General features: G+C 46.0%; 18 protein-coding genes. 15 read left to right on the forward strand and 3 right to left on the reverse strand.

The genetic code is table 11. The features are described 5' to 3' along the window. Positions 1 to 3 precede the first annotated feature (3 nt). From H6F73_RS01350 to H6F73_RS01360, 3 genes are all read left to right on the forward strand, one after another. Positions 4 to 147: a hypothetical protein gene (locus H6F73_RS01350; protein ID WP_190757023.1), complete on the forward strand. Its 144-nt coding sequence runs from the start codon at positions 4 to 6 to the stop codon at positions 145 to 147. Positions 148 to 657: 510 nt separating this feature from the next. Beyond that, positions 658 to 1,101, forward strand: coding sequence for a response regulator (locus tag H6F73_RS01355; RefSeq protein WP_190757024.1), 444 nt, complete (start codon positions 658 to 660; stop codon positions 1,099 to 1,101). Between the two features lie 5 nt (positions 1,102 to 1,106). Continuing rightward, positions 1,107 to 2,735, forward strand: coding sequence for an ATP-binding protein (locus tag H6F73_RS01360; protein WP_190757025.1), 1,629 nt, complete (start codon positions 1,107 to 1,109; stop codon positions 2,733 to 2,735). A 349-nt stretch (positions 2,736 to 3,084) separates the two neighbouring features. On the opposite strand, the gene H6F73_RS26845 is transcribed toward H6F73_RS01360, so the two are convergent. Beyond that, a complete protein-coding gene (locus tag H6F73_RS26845) occupies positions 3,085 to 3,213 on the reverse strand; it encodes a hypothetical protein (RefSeq protein WP_277882571.1) in 129 nt (42 codons plus the stop codon). Positions 3,214 to 3,303: 90 nt separating this feature from the next. On the opposite strand from H6F73_RS26845, the gene H6F73_RS01365 reads away from it, so the two are divergent. Both H6F73_RS01365 and H6F73_RS01370 read left to right on the forward strand, forming a co-directional pair. Further along, the gene (locus H6F73_RS01365) at positions 3,304 to 4,038 is read left to right on the forward strand and encodes a hypothetical protein (RefSeq protein WP_199330349.1); all 735 of its coding nucleotides are present in this window, start codon (positions 3,304 to 3,306) and stop codon (positions 4,036 to 4,038) included. Positions 4,039 to 4,260: 222 nt separating this feature from the next. After that, positions 4,261 to 5,055, forward strand: coding sequence for an ABC transporter permease (locus tag H6F73_RS01370; RefSeq protein WP_199330370.1), 795 nt, complete (start codon positions 4,261 to 4,263; stop codon positions 5,053 to 5,055). 15 nt (positions 5,056 to 5,070) lie between these two features. Here H6F73_RS01370 and H6F73_RS26850 read toward each other — a convergent pair whose 3' ends face one another. Next, entirely contained in the window at positions 5,071 to 5,202 is a 132-nt protein-coding gene (locus tag H6F73_RS26850) for a hypothetical protein (RefSeq protein WP_277882572.1), read from the reverse strand. Positions 5,203 to 5,243: 41 nt separating this feature from the next. Between H6F73_RS26850 and H6F73_RS01375 the strand changes: the two genes are divergently transcribed. The 9 genes from H6F73_RS01375 to H6F73_RS01415 all read left to right on the forward strand — a co-directional run bounded on the left by H6F73_RS01375 (position 5,244) and on the right by H6F73_RS01415 (position 12,475). Further along, positions 5,244 to 5,744, forward strand: a complete 501-nt coding sequence (locus H6F73_RS01375) for an ATP synthase subunit I (protein ID WP_347239445.1) — start codon at positions 5,244 to 5,246, stop codon at positions 5,742 to 5,744. A gap of 65 nt (positions 5,745 to 5,809) precedes the next feature. Then, positions 5,810 to 6,568, forward strand: a complete 759-nt coding sequence (gene atpB, locus H6F73_RS01380) for a F0F1 ATP synthase subunit A (RefSeq protein WP_190671194.1) — start codon at positions 5,810 to 5,812, stop codon at positions 6,566 to 6,568. Positions 6,569 to 6,708: 140 nt separating this feature from the next. Then, entirely contained in the window at positions 6,709 to 6,954 is a 246-nt protein-coding gene (gene atpE / locus H6F73_RS01385; RefSeq protein WP_190670864.1) for an ATP synthase F0 subunit C, read from the forward strand. A gap of 169 nt (positions 6,955 to 7,123) precedes the next feature. Next, positions 7,124 to 7,612: a F0F1 ATP synthase subunit B' gene (locus H6F73_RS01390; protein ID WP_190757026.1), complete on the forward strand. Its 489-nt coding sequence runs from the start codon at positions 7,124 to 7,126 to the stop codon at positions 7,610 to 7,612. Between the two features lie 102 nt (positions 7,613 to 7,714). Further along, positions 7,715 to 8,263, forward strand: coding sequence for a F0F1 ATP synthase subunit B (locus tag H6F73_RS01395; RefSeq protein WP_190757088.1), 549 nt, complete (start codon positions 7,715 to 7,717; stop codon positions 8,261 to 8,263). Further along, positions 8,263 to 8,820 carry an ATP synthase F1 subunit delta gene (atpH, locus tag H6F73_RS01400; protein ID WP_190757027.1) on the forward strand — a complete coding sequence of 186 codons (558 nt, stop codon included), beginning with the start codon at positions 8,263 to 8,265 and terminating at the stop codon, positions 8,818 to 8,820. Before H6F73_RS01395 ends, atpH begins: the two co-directional genes overlap by 1 nt. A gap of 104 nt (positions 8,821 to 8,924) precedes the next feature. Then, positions 8,925 to 10,442, forward strand: a complete 1,518-nt coding sequence (gene atpA / locus H6F73_RS01405) for a F0F1 ATP synthase subunit alpha (RefSeq protein WP_190757028.1) — start codon at positions 8,925 to 8,927, stop codon at positions 10,440 to 10,442. Positions 10,443 to 10,640: 198 nt separating this feature from the next. Continuing rightward, positions 10,641 to 11,594, forward strand: coding sequence for a F0F1 ATP synthase subunit gamma (locus H6F73_RS01410; RefSeq protein WP_190757029.1), 954 nt, complete (start codon positions 10,641 to 10,643; stop codon positions 11,592 to 11,594). A 266-nt stretch (positions 11,595 to 11,860) separates the two neighbouring features. Beyond that, complete coding sequence (locus H6F73_RS01415; RefSeq protein WP_190757030.1) at positions 11,861 to 12,475, forward strand: Uma2 family endonuclease; 615 nt, start codon at positions 11,861 to 11,863, stop codon at positions 12,473 to 12,475. A gap of 51 nt (positions 12,476 to 12,526) precedes the next feature. Here the strand turns inward: H6F73_RS01415 and H6F73_RS01420 are convergent, their stop codons facing one another. Beyond that, positions 12,527 to 13,234 (reverse strand): M15 family metallopeptidase, encoded by a 708-nt coding sequence (locus H6F73_RS01420; RefSeq protein ID WP_347239446.1) that lies wholly within the window; start codon positions 13,232 to 13,234, stop codon positions 12,527 to 12,529. A gap of 402 nt (positions 13,235 to 13,636) precedes the next feature. Between H6F73_RS01420 and H6F73_RS01425 the strand changes: the two genes are divergently transcribed. Next, the gene (locus tag H6F73_RS01425) at positions 13,637 to 19,225 is read left to right on the forward strand and encodes an ATP-binding sensor histidine kinase (RefSeq protein ID WP_190757031.1); all 5,589 of its coding nucleotides are present in this window, start codon (positions 13,637 to 13,639) and stop codon (positions 19,223 to 19,225) included. Positions 19,226 to 19,248 lie beyond the last annotated feature (23 nt).

A 19,248-nucleotide genomic window follows, 5' to 3' on the forward strand; every position in this document is an offset into this window, starting at 1 on the left:
GCATTGAACGAACCTAGCGATTTTGATTGGGCAATTTGGTTACAAGGGTCAACCGGCATTTTCATCCTTGCTCACCCAATAACCGGCAGCCTTGCGCTTCCCTTTGATGGCGTTGTGCAGAATACCGGCAGCCGAGTTGTTGCCTGATGGATTTCGATTGTGAGCGCAGTGCCGGTGGAAAGAATAATGACAGCGACAATCAGCCAAATAAGCTAGCCATCACTTTGACCATTTTCTGGCCCTCTGATAAACCGAACTCTACAAAGGGTTGGCATTCGGGGCAAGGCAGATGTTAACCTACCAGCAAGTAGTTTAGAAGATTTACCAGCCGGCCATCTGTAGATTCAGCTAAGCTGTCTCTTACTGAACTGAAAGCTCAGTTACTTTTGTTGTACTTTTTCAGGGATGCGCGATGACTGGGCGGCATTTCTCAAAATTAACCGGCTGGTTGATTTGTGCAGAAACGCAAAGGCAACGCTAACACGACTTTTTATTGTTTAAATTTTAAAACTTGGTGCCAAAAAGGAATACAGGGCAAAAGGCACTGCTACTAGAGACTGGAAAGGACAACTAGACAGCTCACATTTCGCTTAACTTTAGATCAATCTATCTTGACCGGCATCCGCCCCCACACAAGAGACAGTAAATAACTAAACAATGGACAACAAAATTATCCTGCTCGTAGAAGACAACCCAGACGATCAAGTTTTAACCCTTCGTGCCCTGAGAAAAAGTAATATCGCCAATGAGGTAATCGTTGTTAATGATGGGGTTGAAGCTTTAGATTACCTGTTCGGCACCGGCAATTATGCGGGGCGTGATACGAGCCTGATGCCACAGCTCATCTTGCTAGATTTAAAGCTGCCAAAACTCGATGGACTGCAAGTGCTGCAACGCTTGCGGGCAGATAAGCGAACACAACTGCTGCCGGTAGTGGTGCTCACGACTTCTCGTGAAGAACAAGACATCATCAGGAGTTACAGCTTGGGTGCTAACAGCTACGTCCGTAAACCTGTTGATTTTACTGAATTTTCCCAAGCCGTGCAGCAGTTGGGGCTGTATTGGTTACTGCTCAACGAAGCCCCGCCGGTGCGGCTGTAAATTCTATGAGTGTGTCGTTACGGGTTTTGATTGTAGAAGATTCGGAAAACGACGCGGTTCTGATGCTGCGCGAACTCAGACGCGGCGGTTACCAGCCTTTTGTGGAACGGGTGGAAACCGCGCAGGCGATGAGCGCCGCCCTTGAGGGGCACAACTGGGATATTATTTTGGCGGATTATTCTTTACCTCACTTCAACGCCCTAGCCGCTTTGCATCTGATGCGCGACAAAGGGCTGGATCTGCCATTCATTATTGTCTCAGGCAGAATTGGTGAGGAAGTGGCGGTTGCTGCGATGAAAGCCGGTGCCCATGATTATGTGATGAAGGACAAGCTTGCCCGACTACTTCCCGCGATTGAGCGGGAGTTGCGCGAGGCAGCAGGGCGACGAGAACGCCGGCAGGCAGAGGCGGCACTGAGACACAGCGAGGCTAAAAATCGCGCCATTCTTAGCGCTATCCCGGATACTATGTTTTGCATCAGTAAAGATGGCACTTTTTTGGATTTTTTGCCGGCAGATGATTTTCAGCCGGTGGTATCCAAGTGTGACGTTTTAGGTAAAAATGTGCGGGAGATCCTGCCGGTGGAGGTGGCAAGTGCGATCACCCACTATGCAACGCAAGCGCTCTCAACCGGCGAGACGCAAATCTTTGAGTACCAGATCCCCCTCAATAACAATCTGCGCGATTACGAGGTGCGAATCGTTAATACAGAAGATGTAGAGATCGAAACCGATGGCTCAGCTTTAGCAATCGTGCGAGACATTAGCGGGCGCAAGCGGGCTGAAGCAGCACTGCAACAGCTGAATGAACAGCTCGAAACCAAAGTTGAGGAACGTACCGCCGCTCTCACTCTGGTGAATGAGCAACTGCGTTATGAAATTGCCGAACGCCAGCGCTTAGAAGCCGAGATTCGTTTAGCTCTAGCTAAAGAAAAAGAACTCAATTTACTTAAATCTCGGTTTGTTTACATGGTCACCCATGAATTTCGTAACCCCCTAACAGTCATTTTAGGTTTTACAGAATTACTCGAAAATCACAGCAAACAATTGTCCAAAAGGCAACACAAAAAATATTTCGGTCGAATTAAGGAAGCGGTTAGAAGAATGACCGATTTGTTAGAGGATGTTCTAATCGTCGGGCGCTCAGATGTGGATAAACTAGCGTTTAATCCAGCACCCATAGATTTGGATAATTTTTGTTGCAATTTGGTTGAAGAAATTCAAATGGGGGCAGTCAATAACACAACAATTTCCTTTATTCGGCAAGGGGATAGTTGCGAAGCCTGTATGGACGAGAAATTGTTGCGGTACATTCTCAGCAATTTACTTTCAAATGCGCTGAAATATTCGCCACCCAATAGCAAGGTTTATTTTAAACTCGCAGAGTGGGAAGGCGAGGCAGTCTTCCACATTCAAGACCAGGGGATTGGCATTACTCCAGAAGACCAAGAACGATTGTTTGAACCTTTCTATCGCGGCCAAAATGCTAGCGAAATACCGGGAACAGGTCTGGGTTTAGCTATTGTGAAACGAGCGACAGATTTACACAGGGGCACAATTTTAGTGACGAGCGAACCTGGAAGCGGCACAACATTTACGGTGAAGTTGCCATTAAACCTAAAAAAACCGTTATGAGTTGCCATAATAAACAGGCTGCAAATAACGATATTAATCAACCCATAAAACGGAATGCCGTAAGTTAGGGTAGGACAGGAAGTGAAACCTGTCATCGCCCCCTTGCCGGTTTTAAGGGTAGAAAATTTAGAAAAAGATACGGCTTTAGGCAGATAAAATAGCGAACAATTAGCGATCCTGCGCTCCCTCAAAGGTGAATGGTGCTAGGGATATTTATTTTCCAAGCCGGTGGACGCTAAAGTTTTATATAAAAGTGATATTTATTCACCTTTGGTAAATAAATATAAAAAATGTTTAAATTGTCATAAAGTTTTAAGATTGCTCTATGGATAAGGTTCTAAACTTAAAATCACAAGTTAAGTAGGCGGATATCGATAAACGCAACTCCTTTACCTCGTCCCCATATATTCAGGATGGTGCAGCCTTGCCCCATCCCACTGCTTCGCACCGAGCAAGCTACGGATGTGGTGATGATCATATCAAAAGCCCTATTCCCCTGTTTAGGAGTGTTGAATTTTTTCCGCCTACTTATCTGTGAATTGGGCAATAACTACTTGAGGGATGGATCATGGTAGATACTGACGCGTTGCTATTGGATATGCACTCGTTTATCCCAAACGAAATGGCCATCGCTCACTCGCATCCCCTAGCCAAAAACCTGGAACTGCCAATTCCCGACCCGCGACAAGCAACGCCGGCAGAAATTCAGAAAATTCAGTTACGTGATCGCATTCCCGGCATCGTCAAACGGATTATTCCCCTAGACGCCTTAGTTGCTTGGGAATACTGGTGGTGTGTACCCGGTCGCCTGCTACTGCCTGAGGATGTGGAACTTCTGCAACGCGACCGATCCAGAGTCGAAAGCATTTTGTCAAAATTGGTGTGGCTTTTGGGGGGCTACTGCTTCACCACAGATACGTGCTGGGAGGGTGAGCAACCGATTGTTTATGATTGGCAGCAGATTTTAGCAGTTGCCGGCACGCAAGGGTTTGAATCTTATTTGCTCGATATTGACTTTTTTACAAGCGCCATTAAAGCTGATAACCGTCAGGCAGGCGTTGCCGCTGGGACGGAAACCCCGACCCACATAGCCGTTGAGCCGGCTCACTGGCATATTGAATTTTTCCAGGTGCAACCAACTGCCGGCGGCTTTGAAATCAAGGAACCGAAACCGCTGTGCGGCTGCCAAATTTGGATGGCTAAGCCATTCATCAAGCACCTGCAAACAGGTGAAACGCTTACTCGCTATGATTTATGGCTCTCAAATCCTCACAATGTTACCAATCCCCCTTGGCTGAATTAATAAGGAGTGCTGAGTGCTGAGTTCTGAGTAAAGGCGCTCTCATGCCAAGGGTGAAGAAGAGAGGAATTCTTGACAAGTCCAAAAAAATATGAGTGGCAAATTAACTCGACATCCTTTCTAACGTCAGTGTTGAGTTGAAAGTTTTAAGTTGGAGCGTTGACAAATGTAACAATACGGATCGACAATCTCAACGCTCTAGCATCTGTGAACTTTGATACCTCGCTGAAACCTTCGCTGATTAGGACCATTTGGCAAGACAGTCTCACTGTATTTTGGGGAGATTGGCTTGATTTGCGCGTGCGAATTGTCCAAGTTGCCGCCTCTGGGTTGGTGTCGCCGTTGATCTACATTCTCGCTTTTGGCTTGGGGCTAGGAAGCTCAATCAAGCCTGGATCAGGAATTAGTGGTAATTACAGCAGCTATTTGGAATTTATGCTGCCGGGGATGGTGGCGCTGTCATCGATGGCAATTTGTTTTGGAGGCACCACGTTTTCAATTTGTGGTGACCGGCTGTTTAGCAAGACATTTGAAGAGATGTTGCTGATGCCGGTGCACCCCTTAGCGTTGCACATCGGCAAAATGATAGCGGGAATTGTGCGCGGGTTGATGACATCGGGTTCTGTGATCCTCGTGGCGATTTTGTTCACCGGCAAGGTGTGGAGTTTTCTCAACCCGCTGTTTCTTTTGTTGCTGCTGCTTAACTGTGCCGTATTTTCTGGGTTGGGGGTGATTATGGGCTTAAGTGTCAAGTCCCTGGAAAGTGTCGGTTTGGCAAACAATTTTTTGATTATCCCGATGTCTTTCTTAGGTGCGACATTTTTTGATCCGGCAACCCTGCCGGCGGCAATTAAAGCAATTGTCTATCTGCTGCCGCTGACTTATACCAGCATTGGCTTACGTGCTGCCGCTTATTTGCCGGCTTCCCAATTTCCCTGGTACAGCGTGCCGGTGTTGCTGGTCATTGCCATTGCCCTCTCGGCTGCCGGTGCCTACCTATTCTCCCACCAGCAGGATTAAGTGTAGAGCTAGGAACTAACGCCCTACACACCAAAAATTCCCCCTTTTTCCCAATCTCCTCATGCCCAATCCCCCTACCTTTAGGTTGGCGAAGCCATGCCCCATGCCCCATGCCCTATGCCCAATCCCCCATCCCCCATGCCCCATGCCCATCTGATTAATTCTTTTTTAAGAATTGTTACCCCTGCGTGATATCATTGGCAGTGGCCTGCACATCCAAACATCTTTTGGTGAACTTGCCAGACGACTCTCTCGAACCGACTTCCGCAACGGAAGATGCTCCTCAATCTGTTTCTGTTCGATCAGAACCGGATGAATCGATGCAAGAGTTCTACCAACTCCAACAAGAGTTATTGCTATGGACTCTGGCACTGACAGGGATTATCTTCGTTTCTGTCTGGATTGCTTACTCGCTAAACATTGCCCTGAATTATTTGATCGGGGCGTGCACAGGTGTGGTTTACTTGAGAATGTTGGCGAAGGACGTTGAGCGCCTTGGCAGAGAAAAAGAGCGTCTTAGCAAGACGCGGTTAGCAATATTCATTGGGTTGATTATAGTAGCAACTCAATGGAATCAGCTACACATATTGCCCATATTTTTGGGATTTCTGACATATAAAGCCGCGCTCATCGTTTATGTGTTGCGAACAACACTCATGCCTGACCTAAATAAGTCAGACAACCTGTGAATCCTCCAACTACTCTTTCGCCCAGTCGTATGTCCTGATGGACATCGCGCTTGGAAGACTCCTGAATCGATATGCTGGATGTTTTAAACGCCCTTTACACTCTTCCCCTCGCCAAATTGGAAGTCGGCCAGCATTTATACTGGCAAATCGGCAATCTAAAACTGCATGGACAGGTGTTTCTCACCTCCTGGTTTGTAATTGCCGTGCTAGTGATAGCTTCCCTGGCAGCCACGCGGAACGTACAGCGAATTCCCCGTGGTATGCAAAACTTTATGGAATACGCCCTGGACTTTATCAGGGATCTGGCCAAAAACCAGATTGGCGAGAAAGAGTACCGCCCTTGGGTGCCATTTATTGGCACACTATTTCTGTTCATTTTTGTGTCAAATTGGTCGGGAGCATTAATTCCCTGGAAGCTAATCCATTTGCCTGAAGGTGAATTGGCTGCCCCAACCAATGACATTAACACCACCGTGGCCCTGGCACTGCTGACATCTCTGGCGTATTTTTATGCCGGCTTCAGCAAGCGCGGCTTAGAATACTTTGCCAAGTATATCCAGCCAACGCCAATCCTTTTGCCCATCAACATTCTGGAAGATTTTACCAAGCCCCTCTCGCTCTCGTTCCGTCTATTTGGCAACATTTTGGCGGATGAATTGGTGGTGGCGGTACTGGTGCTGCTGGTTCCCTTGTTTGTGCCATTGCCGGTCATGATTTTGGGACTTTTTACCAGTGCGATTCAGGCGTTGATTTTTGCCACTCTGGCAGCTGCCTACATTCATGAGGCAATGGAAGGGCATGGTGGTGAAGAGCATCACGAGTGAACCCTCACTGCGTTGATGAAATTGTAGATTTTGGAGACGTGGATTTTAGATCCTAAAGTCTAAAATCTAAAATCTAAAATCTAAAAATTTTGATTCTGTCGTTTGTTCAGTTACTTGTACTAGAAGTCAGGAAAATTATCATGGATCCATTAGTTGCTGCTGCTTCCGTTTTGGCCGCTTCTCTTGCTGTTGGTTTAGCCGCGATCGGCCCTGGTATCGGTCAAGGTAATGCTGCAGGTCAAGCTGTGGAAGGGATTGCCCGTCAGCCCGAAGCAGAAGGAAAAATTCGTGGCACCCTGCTGTTGAGCTTGGCATTCATGGAAGCGCTCACCATTTATGGTCTAGTGGTTGCCCTGGTGCTGCTATTCGCCAACCCGTTTGCCTAAGAAAAAACTGAAGTTCTAACGCACTGAAGCAGGGGCGATCGCTCAGCGTGTGCGTAGTGCTTAAGGTGAAGGGTGAAGCGTGAAATTATCTTTCATCCTTCATCCTTCATCACTCAATCTTCACCCGCAAATCGCTCTTTATTAACAGAGATCGGGTTCATTAAAAGCCATGACATACTGGACAATTTTATTAGCCGTTGAAACTGCTGCAGAGGAGGGAGGCGGGCTATTTGATATAGATGCCACGCTGCCTTTGATGGCTGTGCAGTTTTTACTATTGGCGGCGATTCTGAACGCAATCTTTTATAAGCCCTTGACTAAGGCAATAGATGAGCGGGAGGAGTACATCCGCAACAATCAAAAACAAGCCCGCGAACGCCTGGAAAAATCCCAGATGTTGGCATCTCAATATGAGCAACAGCTAGGGGAATCTCGTCGGCAGTCTCAAGCAATTATTGCCCAGGCTGAAGCAGATGCCCAAAAAATGGCGGCTGAGCAAATAGCCCAAGCGCAAAAACAGGCCCAGCAAGAGCGAGAAAAAGCTCAGCAAGAGATCGAACAGCAAAAACAAGAAGCCATGCGATCTCTTGAACAACAGGTGGACACCCTCAGTCGCCAGATCCTCGAAAAACTCCTCGGCCCTGAGTTAGTCAAATGAAGAATTAAGAATTAAGAATTAAGAATGACTTCCCAATTCTCAATTCTCAATTCTCAATTCTCCTAGCCCAGAGCTAATGAACACAGTTATGGATTGAGTATGATGGGGATTTTTTTAGTATTGGCTACAGCAGCCAGTGAAGTGCACTCGGAATTAGCGGAAGGTGGGGTCGGTCTCAATATAGACATATTAGAAACCAACCTAATAAACCTGGCGATTATTATTGGAGTGCTGTTTTACTTCGGGCGTGGTTTCTTGGGGAAGATCCTCAGTGAACGACGCGCCGCCATTGAAACAGCCATTAAGGAAGCAGAAAAGCGGCAGAAAGACGCAGCGGCAGCATTGTCCGACGCGCAGCAAAAATTAACCCAAGCCCAAGCCGAGGCAGAACGAATCCGCCGCAGCGCAGAAGAACGGGCAAAAGTGGCAAAAGAAGCCATCTTAGCGCAGGCAACCAAAGATGTTGAGCGCCTCAAGGCAGATGCAGCCAGAGATCTAAATTCTGACCTGGATCGGGTGCTGAAGGAACTGCGCCAGCGCGTCGCAGCACTGGCTTTGCAGCAAGTTGAGTCTCAACTCAAGTCTCAATTAAATGAGGGTACTCAGCAACAATTGATTGATCGCAGCATTACGATGCTAGGAGGGCGTTGATGAAAGGCAGTTTGGTTAGTGCTGAAATCCTCGAACCCTACGCAGAAGCTCTGATGTCGGCGGCTAAAGCGCAAAATCTCACAGAGCAAATCGGAGAAGATGTGCGTTCCCTGCTCAGTGCTGTGGAAAATTCAGAAGAATTGCGCCAGTTTTTGGGCAATCCCTTCGTAAAAGAAGCGGACAAAAAAGCAGTTTTAGGACAAATTGCCGGCGAGGGAGTTCACCCCTTCACCCGCAATTTTTTGATGCTGCTTGTAGATAGGCGTCGCATCTTGTTCTTAGAAGGTATCGCTCAACAATACCTGACACTTCTGCGCGAACTCAATCAAACCGTTTTAGCTGAAGTCATCTCTGCAGTAGAACTGACAGAAGCGCAGCAGCAAGCAGTCCGTGAAAAGGTACAAGCAATGACCAGCGCACGAGCTGTTGAACTGAGTACCAAAATAGACCCCGACTTGATTGGCGGCGTCATAATTAAAGTGGGATCGCAAGTCGTTGACGCTAGTTTGCGAGGACAGCTGCGCCGTATTGGTATCCGCCTCAGCAGTGCGGCTTAGTCATTTGTTAAACGTTCTTTGTCCGTTGCCAATGACAAAGGACATATTGACCGGCAACAACTTACACCTGAGCTCTGACATCTGACACCTGACAAGTAACAAAAATGGTAAGTATTAGACCTGACGAAATCAGCAATATTATTCGGCAGCAAATTGAGCAGTACGACCAAGACGTTAAAGTTTCAAACGTCGGAACCGTGCTGCAAGTTGGCGACGGCATCGCCCGGATTTATGGCTTGGAACAAGCAATGGCCGGCGAACTGCTCGAATTTGAAGACGGCACCATTGGCATCGCCCTGAACCTTGAAGAAGATAACGTGGGCGCAGTGCTCATGGGTGAAGGCCGCGATATTCAAGAAGGCTCCTCTGTCACCTCCACCGGCAGAATTGCTGAGGTGCCGGTGGGTGATGCCCTTGTGGGTCGTGTCGTGGACGCCCTAGGCCGTGCGATCGATGGCAAAGGCGAAATCAACACTAGCGAAACTCGTTTGATTGAATCACCGGCACCCGGTATTATCGAACGCCGCTCAGTGTATGAACCGCTGCAAACCGGCATCACCGCCATCGACTCCATGATTCCCATCGGACGTGGCCAGCGCGAACTGATCATTGGCGACCGGCAAACCGGCAAAACTTCAATCGCCATTGACACCATCATCAACCAAAAAGGCGAAAACGTAATCTGCGTTTACGTCGCTATTGGCCAAAAAGCCTCAACCGTGGCGAACATCGTCAACGTTCTCCAAGAAAAAGGCGCGATGGACTATACCATCGTTGTTGCTGCAAACGCAAGTGACCCCGCAACATTGCAATACCTCGCTCCCTACACCGGCGCGAGTATGGCGGAATACTTCATGTATAAAGGCAAGCACACCTTGGTGGTCTACGATGACCTTTCCAAGCAAGCCCAAGCTTACCGTCAAATGTCTTTGCTGCTGCGCCGGCCACCCGGACGGGAAGCCTATCCTGGGGACGTTTTCTACCTCCACTCTCGTTTGCTAGAACGGGCTGCAAAGCTCAGCAACGAACTGGGTGAAGGCAGCATGACCGCCCTACCCATCATCGAAACCCAAGCCGGTGACGTATCTGCCTACATCCCGACCAACGTGATTTCGATTACCGATGGCCAGATTTTCCTTTCTTCCAACCTGTTCAACTCTGGTCTGAGACCTGCAGTAAACCCCGGTATCTCCGTGTCCCGTGTGGGTTCCGCCGCTCAAACCAAGGCAATGAAACAAGTTGCCGGTAAGGTGAAACTGGAACTGGCTCAGTATGACGACTTGGCAGCCTTCGCTCAGTTCGCCTCCGACTTGGATCAAACCACTCAGAACCAACTGGCACGGGGTGAGCGTTTACGCGAACTGCTGAAACAGTCTCAATATTCTCCGCTGCCGGTGAACGAGCAAGTGGCGATTATCTATGCCGGTATTAATGGCCTAATGGATGACATCCCAGTTAACAAAATCACCACCTTTACTAAAGGTTTGCGCGAATATTTACGCACCAGCAAGCCCAAGTATGCTGAGTTGATTAAGACTGAGAAGAAGCTGGGTGATGAGGCAGAAAAGGTTCTGAAAGAAGCAGTCGCCGAATTCAAGCAATCATTCAAAGCAATGGCGTAAAAAGTGCTGGGTGCTGAGTGCTGAATTTTGAGTAAAAAGCAACGCCAAAACTCAGAAAGCAGCACTCAAGCCTTCAAGGCAATGGCATAAAAAGTGCTGAGTGCTGAGTGCTGAGTGCTGAGTAAAAAAGCAATGCCCAAAACTCAGAACTCTCCAACTCAGGACTCAGGACTTAAGAAACACTCAAGACTCAAGATTATGGCAAATCTAAAAGCGATTCGTGACCGTATCCAGTCGGTTAAAAATACCAAAAAGATTACAGAAGCCATGCGCCTTGTGGCCGCCGCTAAAGTACGTCGCGCCCAAGAACAGGTAATTGGAACTCGCCCCTTTGCCGATCGCTTGGTACGAGTGCTTTACGGCTTACAAGCCCGGTTGCGGTTTGAAGATGCCGACCTCCCCTTGCTGCGGCAGCGGGAAGTAAAGTCGGTTGGGTTGCTCGTCATTTCTGGTGATCGCGGTTTGTGTGGCGGCTACAACAACAACATCATCAAGCAGGCTGAAAACCGGGCCAAGCAACTGAAAGCTCAAGGCGTGGACTACAGATTTGTCCTGGTGGGGCGCAAAGCCACGCAGTATTTCCAACGACGCAATCAGCCGATTGATGCGACTTACACCGGCTTAGAACAAATTCCCACCGCAGATGAAGCTTCTCAAATTGCGGATCAACTGCTGTCGCTGTTTTTGTCTGAAACAGTGGATCGGGTGGAATTGATTTACACCAAGTTTGTTTCGCTTATCAGTTCCAGGCCGGTTGTTCAAACGCTGTTGCCGCTGACTTCCCAAGGTTTAGAAGTTAGAGATGATGAAATTTTCCGCCTCACTTCTCAAGGGGGAGATTTCCAAGTTCAGCGCGAAAAAGTGAGTGCGCCGGCGATGACGAGTCTGCCGAGAGATATGCTATTTGAGCAAGATCCGGTGCAAATTCTTGACGCCTTGTTGCCCCTGTATCTCAGTAACCAGCTACTGCGGGCACTGCAAGAGTCTGCGGCTAGCGAACTGGCGGCGCGGATGACGGCAATGAGCAGCGCCAGTGACAACGCTAAAGAATTGATTGGCAGCCTGACGCTGTCTTACAACAAAGCGCGGCAGGCAGCAATTACGCAAGAAATTCTGGAAGTTGTGGGCGGCGCTGAGGCACTCAACGGTTAGATTTTGTATTGACAATTTATCAATTTTATGCGTCTGAGAGAATCTCAGGCGCATTTTTTGTCTTATAAAAAATTCCTCCAAAAGAAGCCACACCTTTTTGATGTATTGAACAAGCATTCAAAATGATTTAACAAGCAGCAGAATGAATTTTATAAGTGCGGCCTCGTTCAAATACCTTTTTGTTATCATCAAGTTAACTTGTCCATTGTGAGTTCTAATCGGGCAGGTAATAGAGCAATCCAAAATTTTCCTATTCAGGCATTAAAATGAGTTCACCACTTTTGGAGAAACAAGCCGGTTTGCCACCTCAAGAAGGTTGTGTAACCTTACACGGAGTTAGTTGGGAGCAGTTTGAAGCCATAGAATTAGCCTTGGAGGGAATTGCCGGCACCCGACTAATTTATCTTGATGGAACATTGGATATTATGGCTCCGCTTTCACCTGAACATGAAGACAAAAAGAGAACAATTAACCTATTACTGGAAACCTACTTCCGTGAGAAAGGCATCCGATTTTACGCTCGTGGTGGCCCGACTTTAGGAAATCGGGAGATTCGGGGAAGAAAAAAGCCTGACGATTCTTATAATCTAGAAACAAAAAAACCTGTTCCCGATATTATTATCGAGGTGGTTATTACCAGCGGCGGTGTGAATGTGCTGGAAAATTACAAGCGAGTTCGTGTTCCTGAAGTGTGGTTTTGGCAAAATGGAAAGCTTGAGGTTTATCATTTGGGGGAACAGGAGTATGAGCTGTGCGAACGCAGTATTTTACTACCAGAACTAGACTTGAATCTATTGGCTCAGTATGTTAATTATTCAGATCAATATGACGCGGTGAGGGAATTTCAAAAGGCGATTAGCAATCAAAACACCGGCACTTAAATTCCCAAGCTATTTCATATTTTTATTTCCCTAAAATTACTCGCACATTGGCTATTCTACGCGCCCGTAACGCGCCACAACCGGCTCACCGGCACCCTGTTGACTGCACAACCACGCCCACATCTGATCGCCGCAGGAAAAGTGCCACCATTCGTTGGAATGGCGTTGAAAACCGGCTGAACTCATCACTTCTGCCAAGAGCTGCCGATGTGCGTGATATTGTATTTCCACCGGCTCTTTGCTGCCGGCAAAATGATTCGGATAAGATCGCGGCGAAATTTCATCAATCGGAGAACCCATATCCACCGGCTCACCTGTGGCGTCTAGCAGCGTCACATCCACCGCAGCGCCGGTGCTATGGGGTGGCGGCGTTGCTGGGTTGAGGCTAGGTGCTGCCCAAAATTGATACACCTGCTCTAAAAAGGCTTGTCGCTGAGTTTCTGTTAAATCTGCCGCCGTCAAATTGTGGAGAGAGACGATTTCAGCAAAGGTGTAGTCTACCATAAATTTCTGCACTGAAATGGGCCGGTAGGCATCGAAGATTTGGATGCGCCAACCAGGCTGCCGGTGTTGTAATTCGGTTTGAGCGTTTATTAAGCCGGTTAAAACACCTTGACGCACATAAAACGGTGATTTTGTCCCGTAAGGTGCACCCAAGGCTTGGTATGGATGAGGCGCAACAACTGCAAAGCAATCCAGAGGAATTGCCACCAGAGGCTCGTCGCACTCCTGAATCGGCATTTTTTGATAAGGTTTCACTGACTTGCTCTCGATATTTTTTATTCTCAGCCGGCAATTATACGGGGATTTAAATTTTGCGGCTATATTTACGAGTAGCCGCTCCTTAGGCTACTTCTAAATATACAGTTGCACTTGCTAGAAGCAATTCACATGGGAATTTACGGACTCGTTTTCTCCGGGAATTTACACAAGCGGCGCTCCTTAAATTTTCGGTGGTTAAACCTATTAAAATCACTTTAAAATTGTAGGCTTAAAGGTAACGCAACTGCATTCCACTCACGAGTCTGCTGGCTGCTACCTGTCACGTTCAATCCGACTAAATCCCTGGCGCGTAAGCCGATAGCAATTTCCATCAGGTAAGTACATCTACCAGCCCCACCCCATTACTTCAGCATAACTTTAGCAGCCTTAAAAACCAACATGATCAAATCCCTGTCAGGATACACACTCATCGAAGCGATTCATGAAGGCATCAGTACCATCATTTATCGTGGAGCTAGGGAGCCAGAATTAACCTCAGTGATCGTTAAAACCCTGAAAGCTGAGTATCCCACTTTAGAAGCGCTCACCCGCTTGAGACATGAGTATAAAATCCTTGAACCTCTGAATATAGAAGGAATTGTAAAACCCTATAGTTTGGAGAACTATCAAAACGGTTTGGCACTCATTTTAGAAGATTTTAGCGGGGCATCCCTCAAAAATTTACTAGCCCTTCAAAAAATTCCATCAAAAGATTTTTTAAAAATTGCAATTCAGCTAGCCTCCATCCTCAGCGATCTACACAAAAATCATATTATTCATAAAGATATTAAACCTCATAATATTATTATAAACAAGCAACTTGACCAAGTAAAAATTATCGATTTCAGCATTGCCACCCACCTTTCGGCAGAAAGTCCTCAACTGAGCAATCCCAGTTTTTTGGAAGGGACGCTTGCCTATATGTCTCCAGAGCAAACCGGCAGAATGAATCGGTCGATTGACTACCGCACCGACTTTTATTCTCTAGGGGTTACTTTTTATGAAATACTCACCGGCAGGCTACCCTTTCAATCAACCGATCCTCTGGAATTAGTCCACTGCCACATTGCTAAAATGCCGGTGTCGCCTCATCAGCTCAATTCAGAAATTCCCAAAGCGGTTTCTGACATCGTGATGAAATTACTCGCCAAAACCGCTGAAGATCGCTATCAAACTGCATTAGGATTAAAAGCAGATTTAGAAGCCTGTCTCATTCAGTTAGAAACCACCGGCAAAATAGAAAACTTTACGGTCGGTCAGCGAGATAAATCTGGTCAATTTCTCATTCCCCAAAAACTTTACGGACGCGATGCCGAAGTTGCCATACTGATGAATGCTTTTGTGCGCGTAGCCTGTCCGCAGGATAACCGATCCGGGGCGAATATCGTAGAAAAGTTGGGTGAAGAACAAGCAACTTTCACCCCAAATTTGCCCGCACAAGGCAAAAGTGAAATGATGCTGGTTGCCGGCTATTCAGGGATTGGCAAGTCGGCCTTAGTTAATGAAATTCATAAACCCATTGTAGCGGCACGGGGATATTTTATTGCCGGCAAGTTCGATCAATATAAGCGAAATATTCCTTATGCTTCACTCATTCAAGCCTTCCAGTCATTAATGCGGCAACTGCTAACAGAAAGCAGCGAACAAATAGAAGCTTGGAAGCAAAAACTTTTAGAGGCTTTTGGCCCCAACGGTCAGGTGATTATCGATGTAATTCCCGAAGTTGAACTGATTGTTGGAAAACAACAGCCGGTGCCGCAATTGGGTGCTGCTGAAGCTCAAAATCGGTTTAATCGAGTCTTTCAACAATTCATTCATGTTTTCACAAAAAAAGAACACCCACTGGTTTTATTTCTCGATGACTTGCAGTGGGCGGATTTGGCCTCGCTCAAGTTAATTGAACTACTGATTACAGATCCAGAAAGCCAATATTTATTACTCATTGGTGCTTATCGAGATAATGAAGTCAGTGCGACCCATCCTTTCATACTAACTTTAGAGGAAATTCATAAAGCAGGAGCTATTGTCAATACGATAACCCTGAGTTCTTTAAAGTTAGATCATGTGACTCAGTTAATCGCAGAGACAATGAGTTGCTCCACCGGCAAAGCAAAGTATTTAGCAGAACTCATGCTAAATAAAACCGGAGGAAATCCTTTTTTCTTAACTCAATTACTCAAGTCTCTGCATTCAGAGAATCTGTTAGCTTACGACATCGTTGCAGATTCTTGGGATTGGGAAATTGCCCAAATTCAAGCCATAGGAATTACCGAAAATGTCGTTGAATTAATGGTCAGCCAAATTCAAAAACTGCCAGAGGCAACGCAGAACGTCTTAAAGCTGGCCGCTTGTATTGGAAATCAGTTTAATTTAGAGATTCTGGCGATTGTGAATGAAAAACCGGCCATTGCTACCGCTGGGGAACTGTGGCCGGCACTTCAGCGCGGTTTAATTCTACCTTTGAATTCCGACTATAAAATTCCCCTCGCGTTTGATCCAGATGATATCAATAACGCAGTAAGAGAGATACAGGTTGACTACAAGTTTTTACACGACCGGGTTCAGCAAGCAGCTTATGCCTTAATTCCTGCTGACCATAAAAAAGAAGTACACCTGAAAGTCGGTCAATTGCTGCTGCAAAATATGGGGCGCGAAACGCTGGCTGAAAATCTTTTTGATATTGTTAACCATTTGAATATAGGCGCTGATTTAATTACTAATCAAAAGCAAAAAGATGAACTGGCAGCACTCAATCTTACTTCAGGCCGGCGTGCCAAGGCAGCAACCGCTTATGAAGCTGCACTCAGATATTTAAATGTAGCAATAGGACTGCTGGCAATTGACACCTGGCAAAGTCAGTATGACTTAACACTGGCACTCTATGTTGAAGCCGTGGAAGTTGAATATTTAAACACCAACTTTGAGGAAGCCGAACGGCGTTGCGAAGTCGTCCTGCAAGAAGCTAAAACCCTGCTTGAACGAGTCAAGGTATATGAGCTAAAAATACAATTTTACAACGCTCAAAACCAAATGCTCAAAGCCGTTGAGACAGGAATTTCTGTCTTAGAAATGCTAGGCGTTGACCTCTCTTCAGTACCCCAAAATGGAAGCGGATGCTTAGACTTGCCTCAAATTGAAGACTTAGAAAATATTCACATTTTGACAGATCCCGTTCAACAAGCAGCGATGCGGATACTCATTGCTGTGAATTCTCCTGCTTATATCGGCAAACCAGAAGTTTTTCCACAAATCGTACTGACAATGATCGACATCTGTGTTAAGTACGGTCATTCAGCATTAGCCGCTTACACTTATGTCGTTTATGGCTTAATTTTATGTGGGTCAGCGGGCGATCAAGATGCAGGATATTACTCAGGAAAAATGGCTTTGCATTTATTAGATAAATTTAATGCTAAAGAATTAAAATGCAAAATATATATGGTATTTAATAATCAGATTAGGCACTGGAAGGAACACGGCAGAGAAGCGATTACACCATTATTGGAGGGCGTTCAAAGCGGCTTAGAAACCGGAGACATCGAATATGCCGGCTATTGTGCAATGTACTATTGCCACTATCTATTTTTTGTTGGTCAAAGTTTAGAATCTGTTGTTCCCAAGCAAACGACTTACATTGAACTCTTGCTCAAACTGAAACAGGAATTTCCTCTGTACTACGCCAAAATATGGGGACAGCTCGTATTAAATTTGCTAGGAGAAGCGGAAAATAAATATCAGTTAATTGGAAATAGTTTTGATGAAGCGGAAATGTTGCCGCGATTGCTAGCGACTAATAATCAAACTTCTCTTTTCTCTGTATATCTTGCTAAAACCATTCTTGCTTACTTGTTTAAAGATTATCCTCAAGCGATTGCAAACGCCCAATTAACCGCAGAATACGCAGGAGGTGTCGTTGGCTCGATGACAGTTCCTGAACACAACTTTTACTATTCTCTGTCTCTCCTCGCCCACTATCTCTCTACCGATGCTAGCGAACAGCAAAAAATATTAAGCCAAGTGAAGCTGAATCAAGAAAAAATGCAGCACTGGGCTAATCACGCCCCAACAAATTATCTGCATAAATATCATTTAGTAGAAGCAGAGAAAGCAAGAGTTTTGGGGCAACATTGGGAAGCGGCAGAGTATTATGATCGAGCGATTGCCGGAGCTAAAGAACAGGGTTACATTCAGGAAGAAGCGCTCGCTTATGAACTAGCCGCAGAATTTTATCTAACGAAAGGAAGAGATGAAATTGCTCAAATGTATTTAACAAAAGCACATTATGGTTATATTAACTGGGGAGCAAAAGCCAAGGTAAAAGACTTAGAAGAAAGATATCCACAGTTACTTTCTTTGAGGCAGAAGCGAGAGATTGCAGATGAGCCGGCGCAAAATTTAACGTCCCTACACAAGACAACCGTCTCGACAACCGGCGGCAGTTCAGCAGCGATGGATTTAGCCACCGTCATTAAAGCAACCCAAGCCATTTCCGGAGAAATCCTTTTAAGCAATTTGCTAGAGAAATTAATGCAAATTGTTATGGAAAATGCCGGCGCTCAAACCAGCTATCTCATCTTGGAAAAAAGTGGGACGCTGATGATAGAAGCCAGCGCTACAGTTGATCGAGATGAGACGGTATTGGGTGTTAACACCCCAGTTGCAACCAGCCGTAATTTGCCTTTGTCGGTCATAAATTATGTAGAAAGAACGAAAGAAAGCGTCGTTTTAAATGATGCCGCTTGTGAGGGACTCTTTACAACCGATTCGTATATCGCAAATAAGCAGCCCAAGTCAATCTTATGTGCGCCTATCATCAATCAAGGCAAACTCACCGGCATTCTTTACTTGGAAAATAATTTGATCGCCGGCGCATTTACTCCAGACAGGCTAGAACTCCTAAAACTTCTATCTTCTCAAGTTGCGATTTCGCTAGAAAATGCTCGTCTTTATGGGAATTTGTCAGATGCCACTGAACGCCTCAAAGCAGCGAATGAGCAATTAGAAGATTATAGCCGAACGCTGGAGTTGAGAGTTGAAGAACGCACGCTGGAATTACAGAAAAAAAATGTGCGCCTTAAAGAACAGGCGAAACAATTAAAACTGACCTTGCAAGAACTCCAAACAACCCAAACTCAACTGATTCAAACCGAAAAAATGTCGTCTCTCGGTCAGTTGGTTGCTGGCGTAGCTCACGAAATTAACAACCCGGTTAACTTTATCTATGGCAATTTAGTTCACGCCAAAGAGTATGCCCAAAACCTGCTGCAATTGATTGAAGTTTACCAGGAAGAATATCCCAATCCCACACCTAGAGTTGCAGAGGAAATAGAGGCGGCTGAGCTAGAGTTTTTAAGTGAAGATTTACCTAAACTGCTGTCTTCAATGAAAATGGGGGCTGATCGCATTCGCGAAATTGTTTACTCGCTACGCAATTTCTCGCGGTTGGATGAAGCCGAAATGAAGCCGGTTGATATTCATGAAGGAATTAATAATACCCTGCTGATTTTACAACACCGGCTTAAAGACAAAGCTGGACATGGCGCAATTCAAGTGGTTAAAGAATATGGCAAACTGCCCCTAATAGAGTGTTACGCCGGCCAGTTAAATCAAGTCTTTATGAACATCATTACCAATGCCATTGACATACTTGATGAGCCATCCGTGATCGAAAGTTTCTTATCTAAAGAAGGCAGCGAACAAAGAACGATTCGGATTCAGACAGAATCAGTCGAAAACAACTGTGTCGTAATCCGAATTAAAGACAATGGGCCAGGAATGACAGAAGCCGTTCACCGGCGTCTATTTGACCCATTCTTCACCACAAAACCCGTCGGTGCCGGCACAGGATTAGGATTATCAATTAGCTATCAAATTGTCGTAGAAAAACACGGAGGTCAGTTAATCTGCAATTCAGCACCCGGAGAGGGTGCCGAGTTCATGATTACAATTCCAGTTGTGCAGCCTTCTCAAACGGCGGTTGCACTTTAGCTGATCTCAATGCCCCAGATTCA

Origin of the sequence: Microcoleus sp. FACHB-68 (assembly GCF_014695715.1) — a bacterium.
Classification (GTDB): Bacteria; Cyanobacteriota; Cyanobacteriia; order Cyanobacteriales; family Oscillatoriaceae; genus FACHB-68.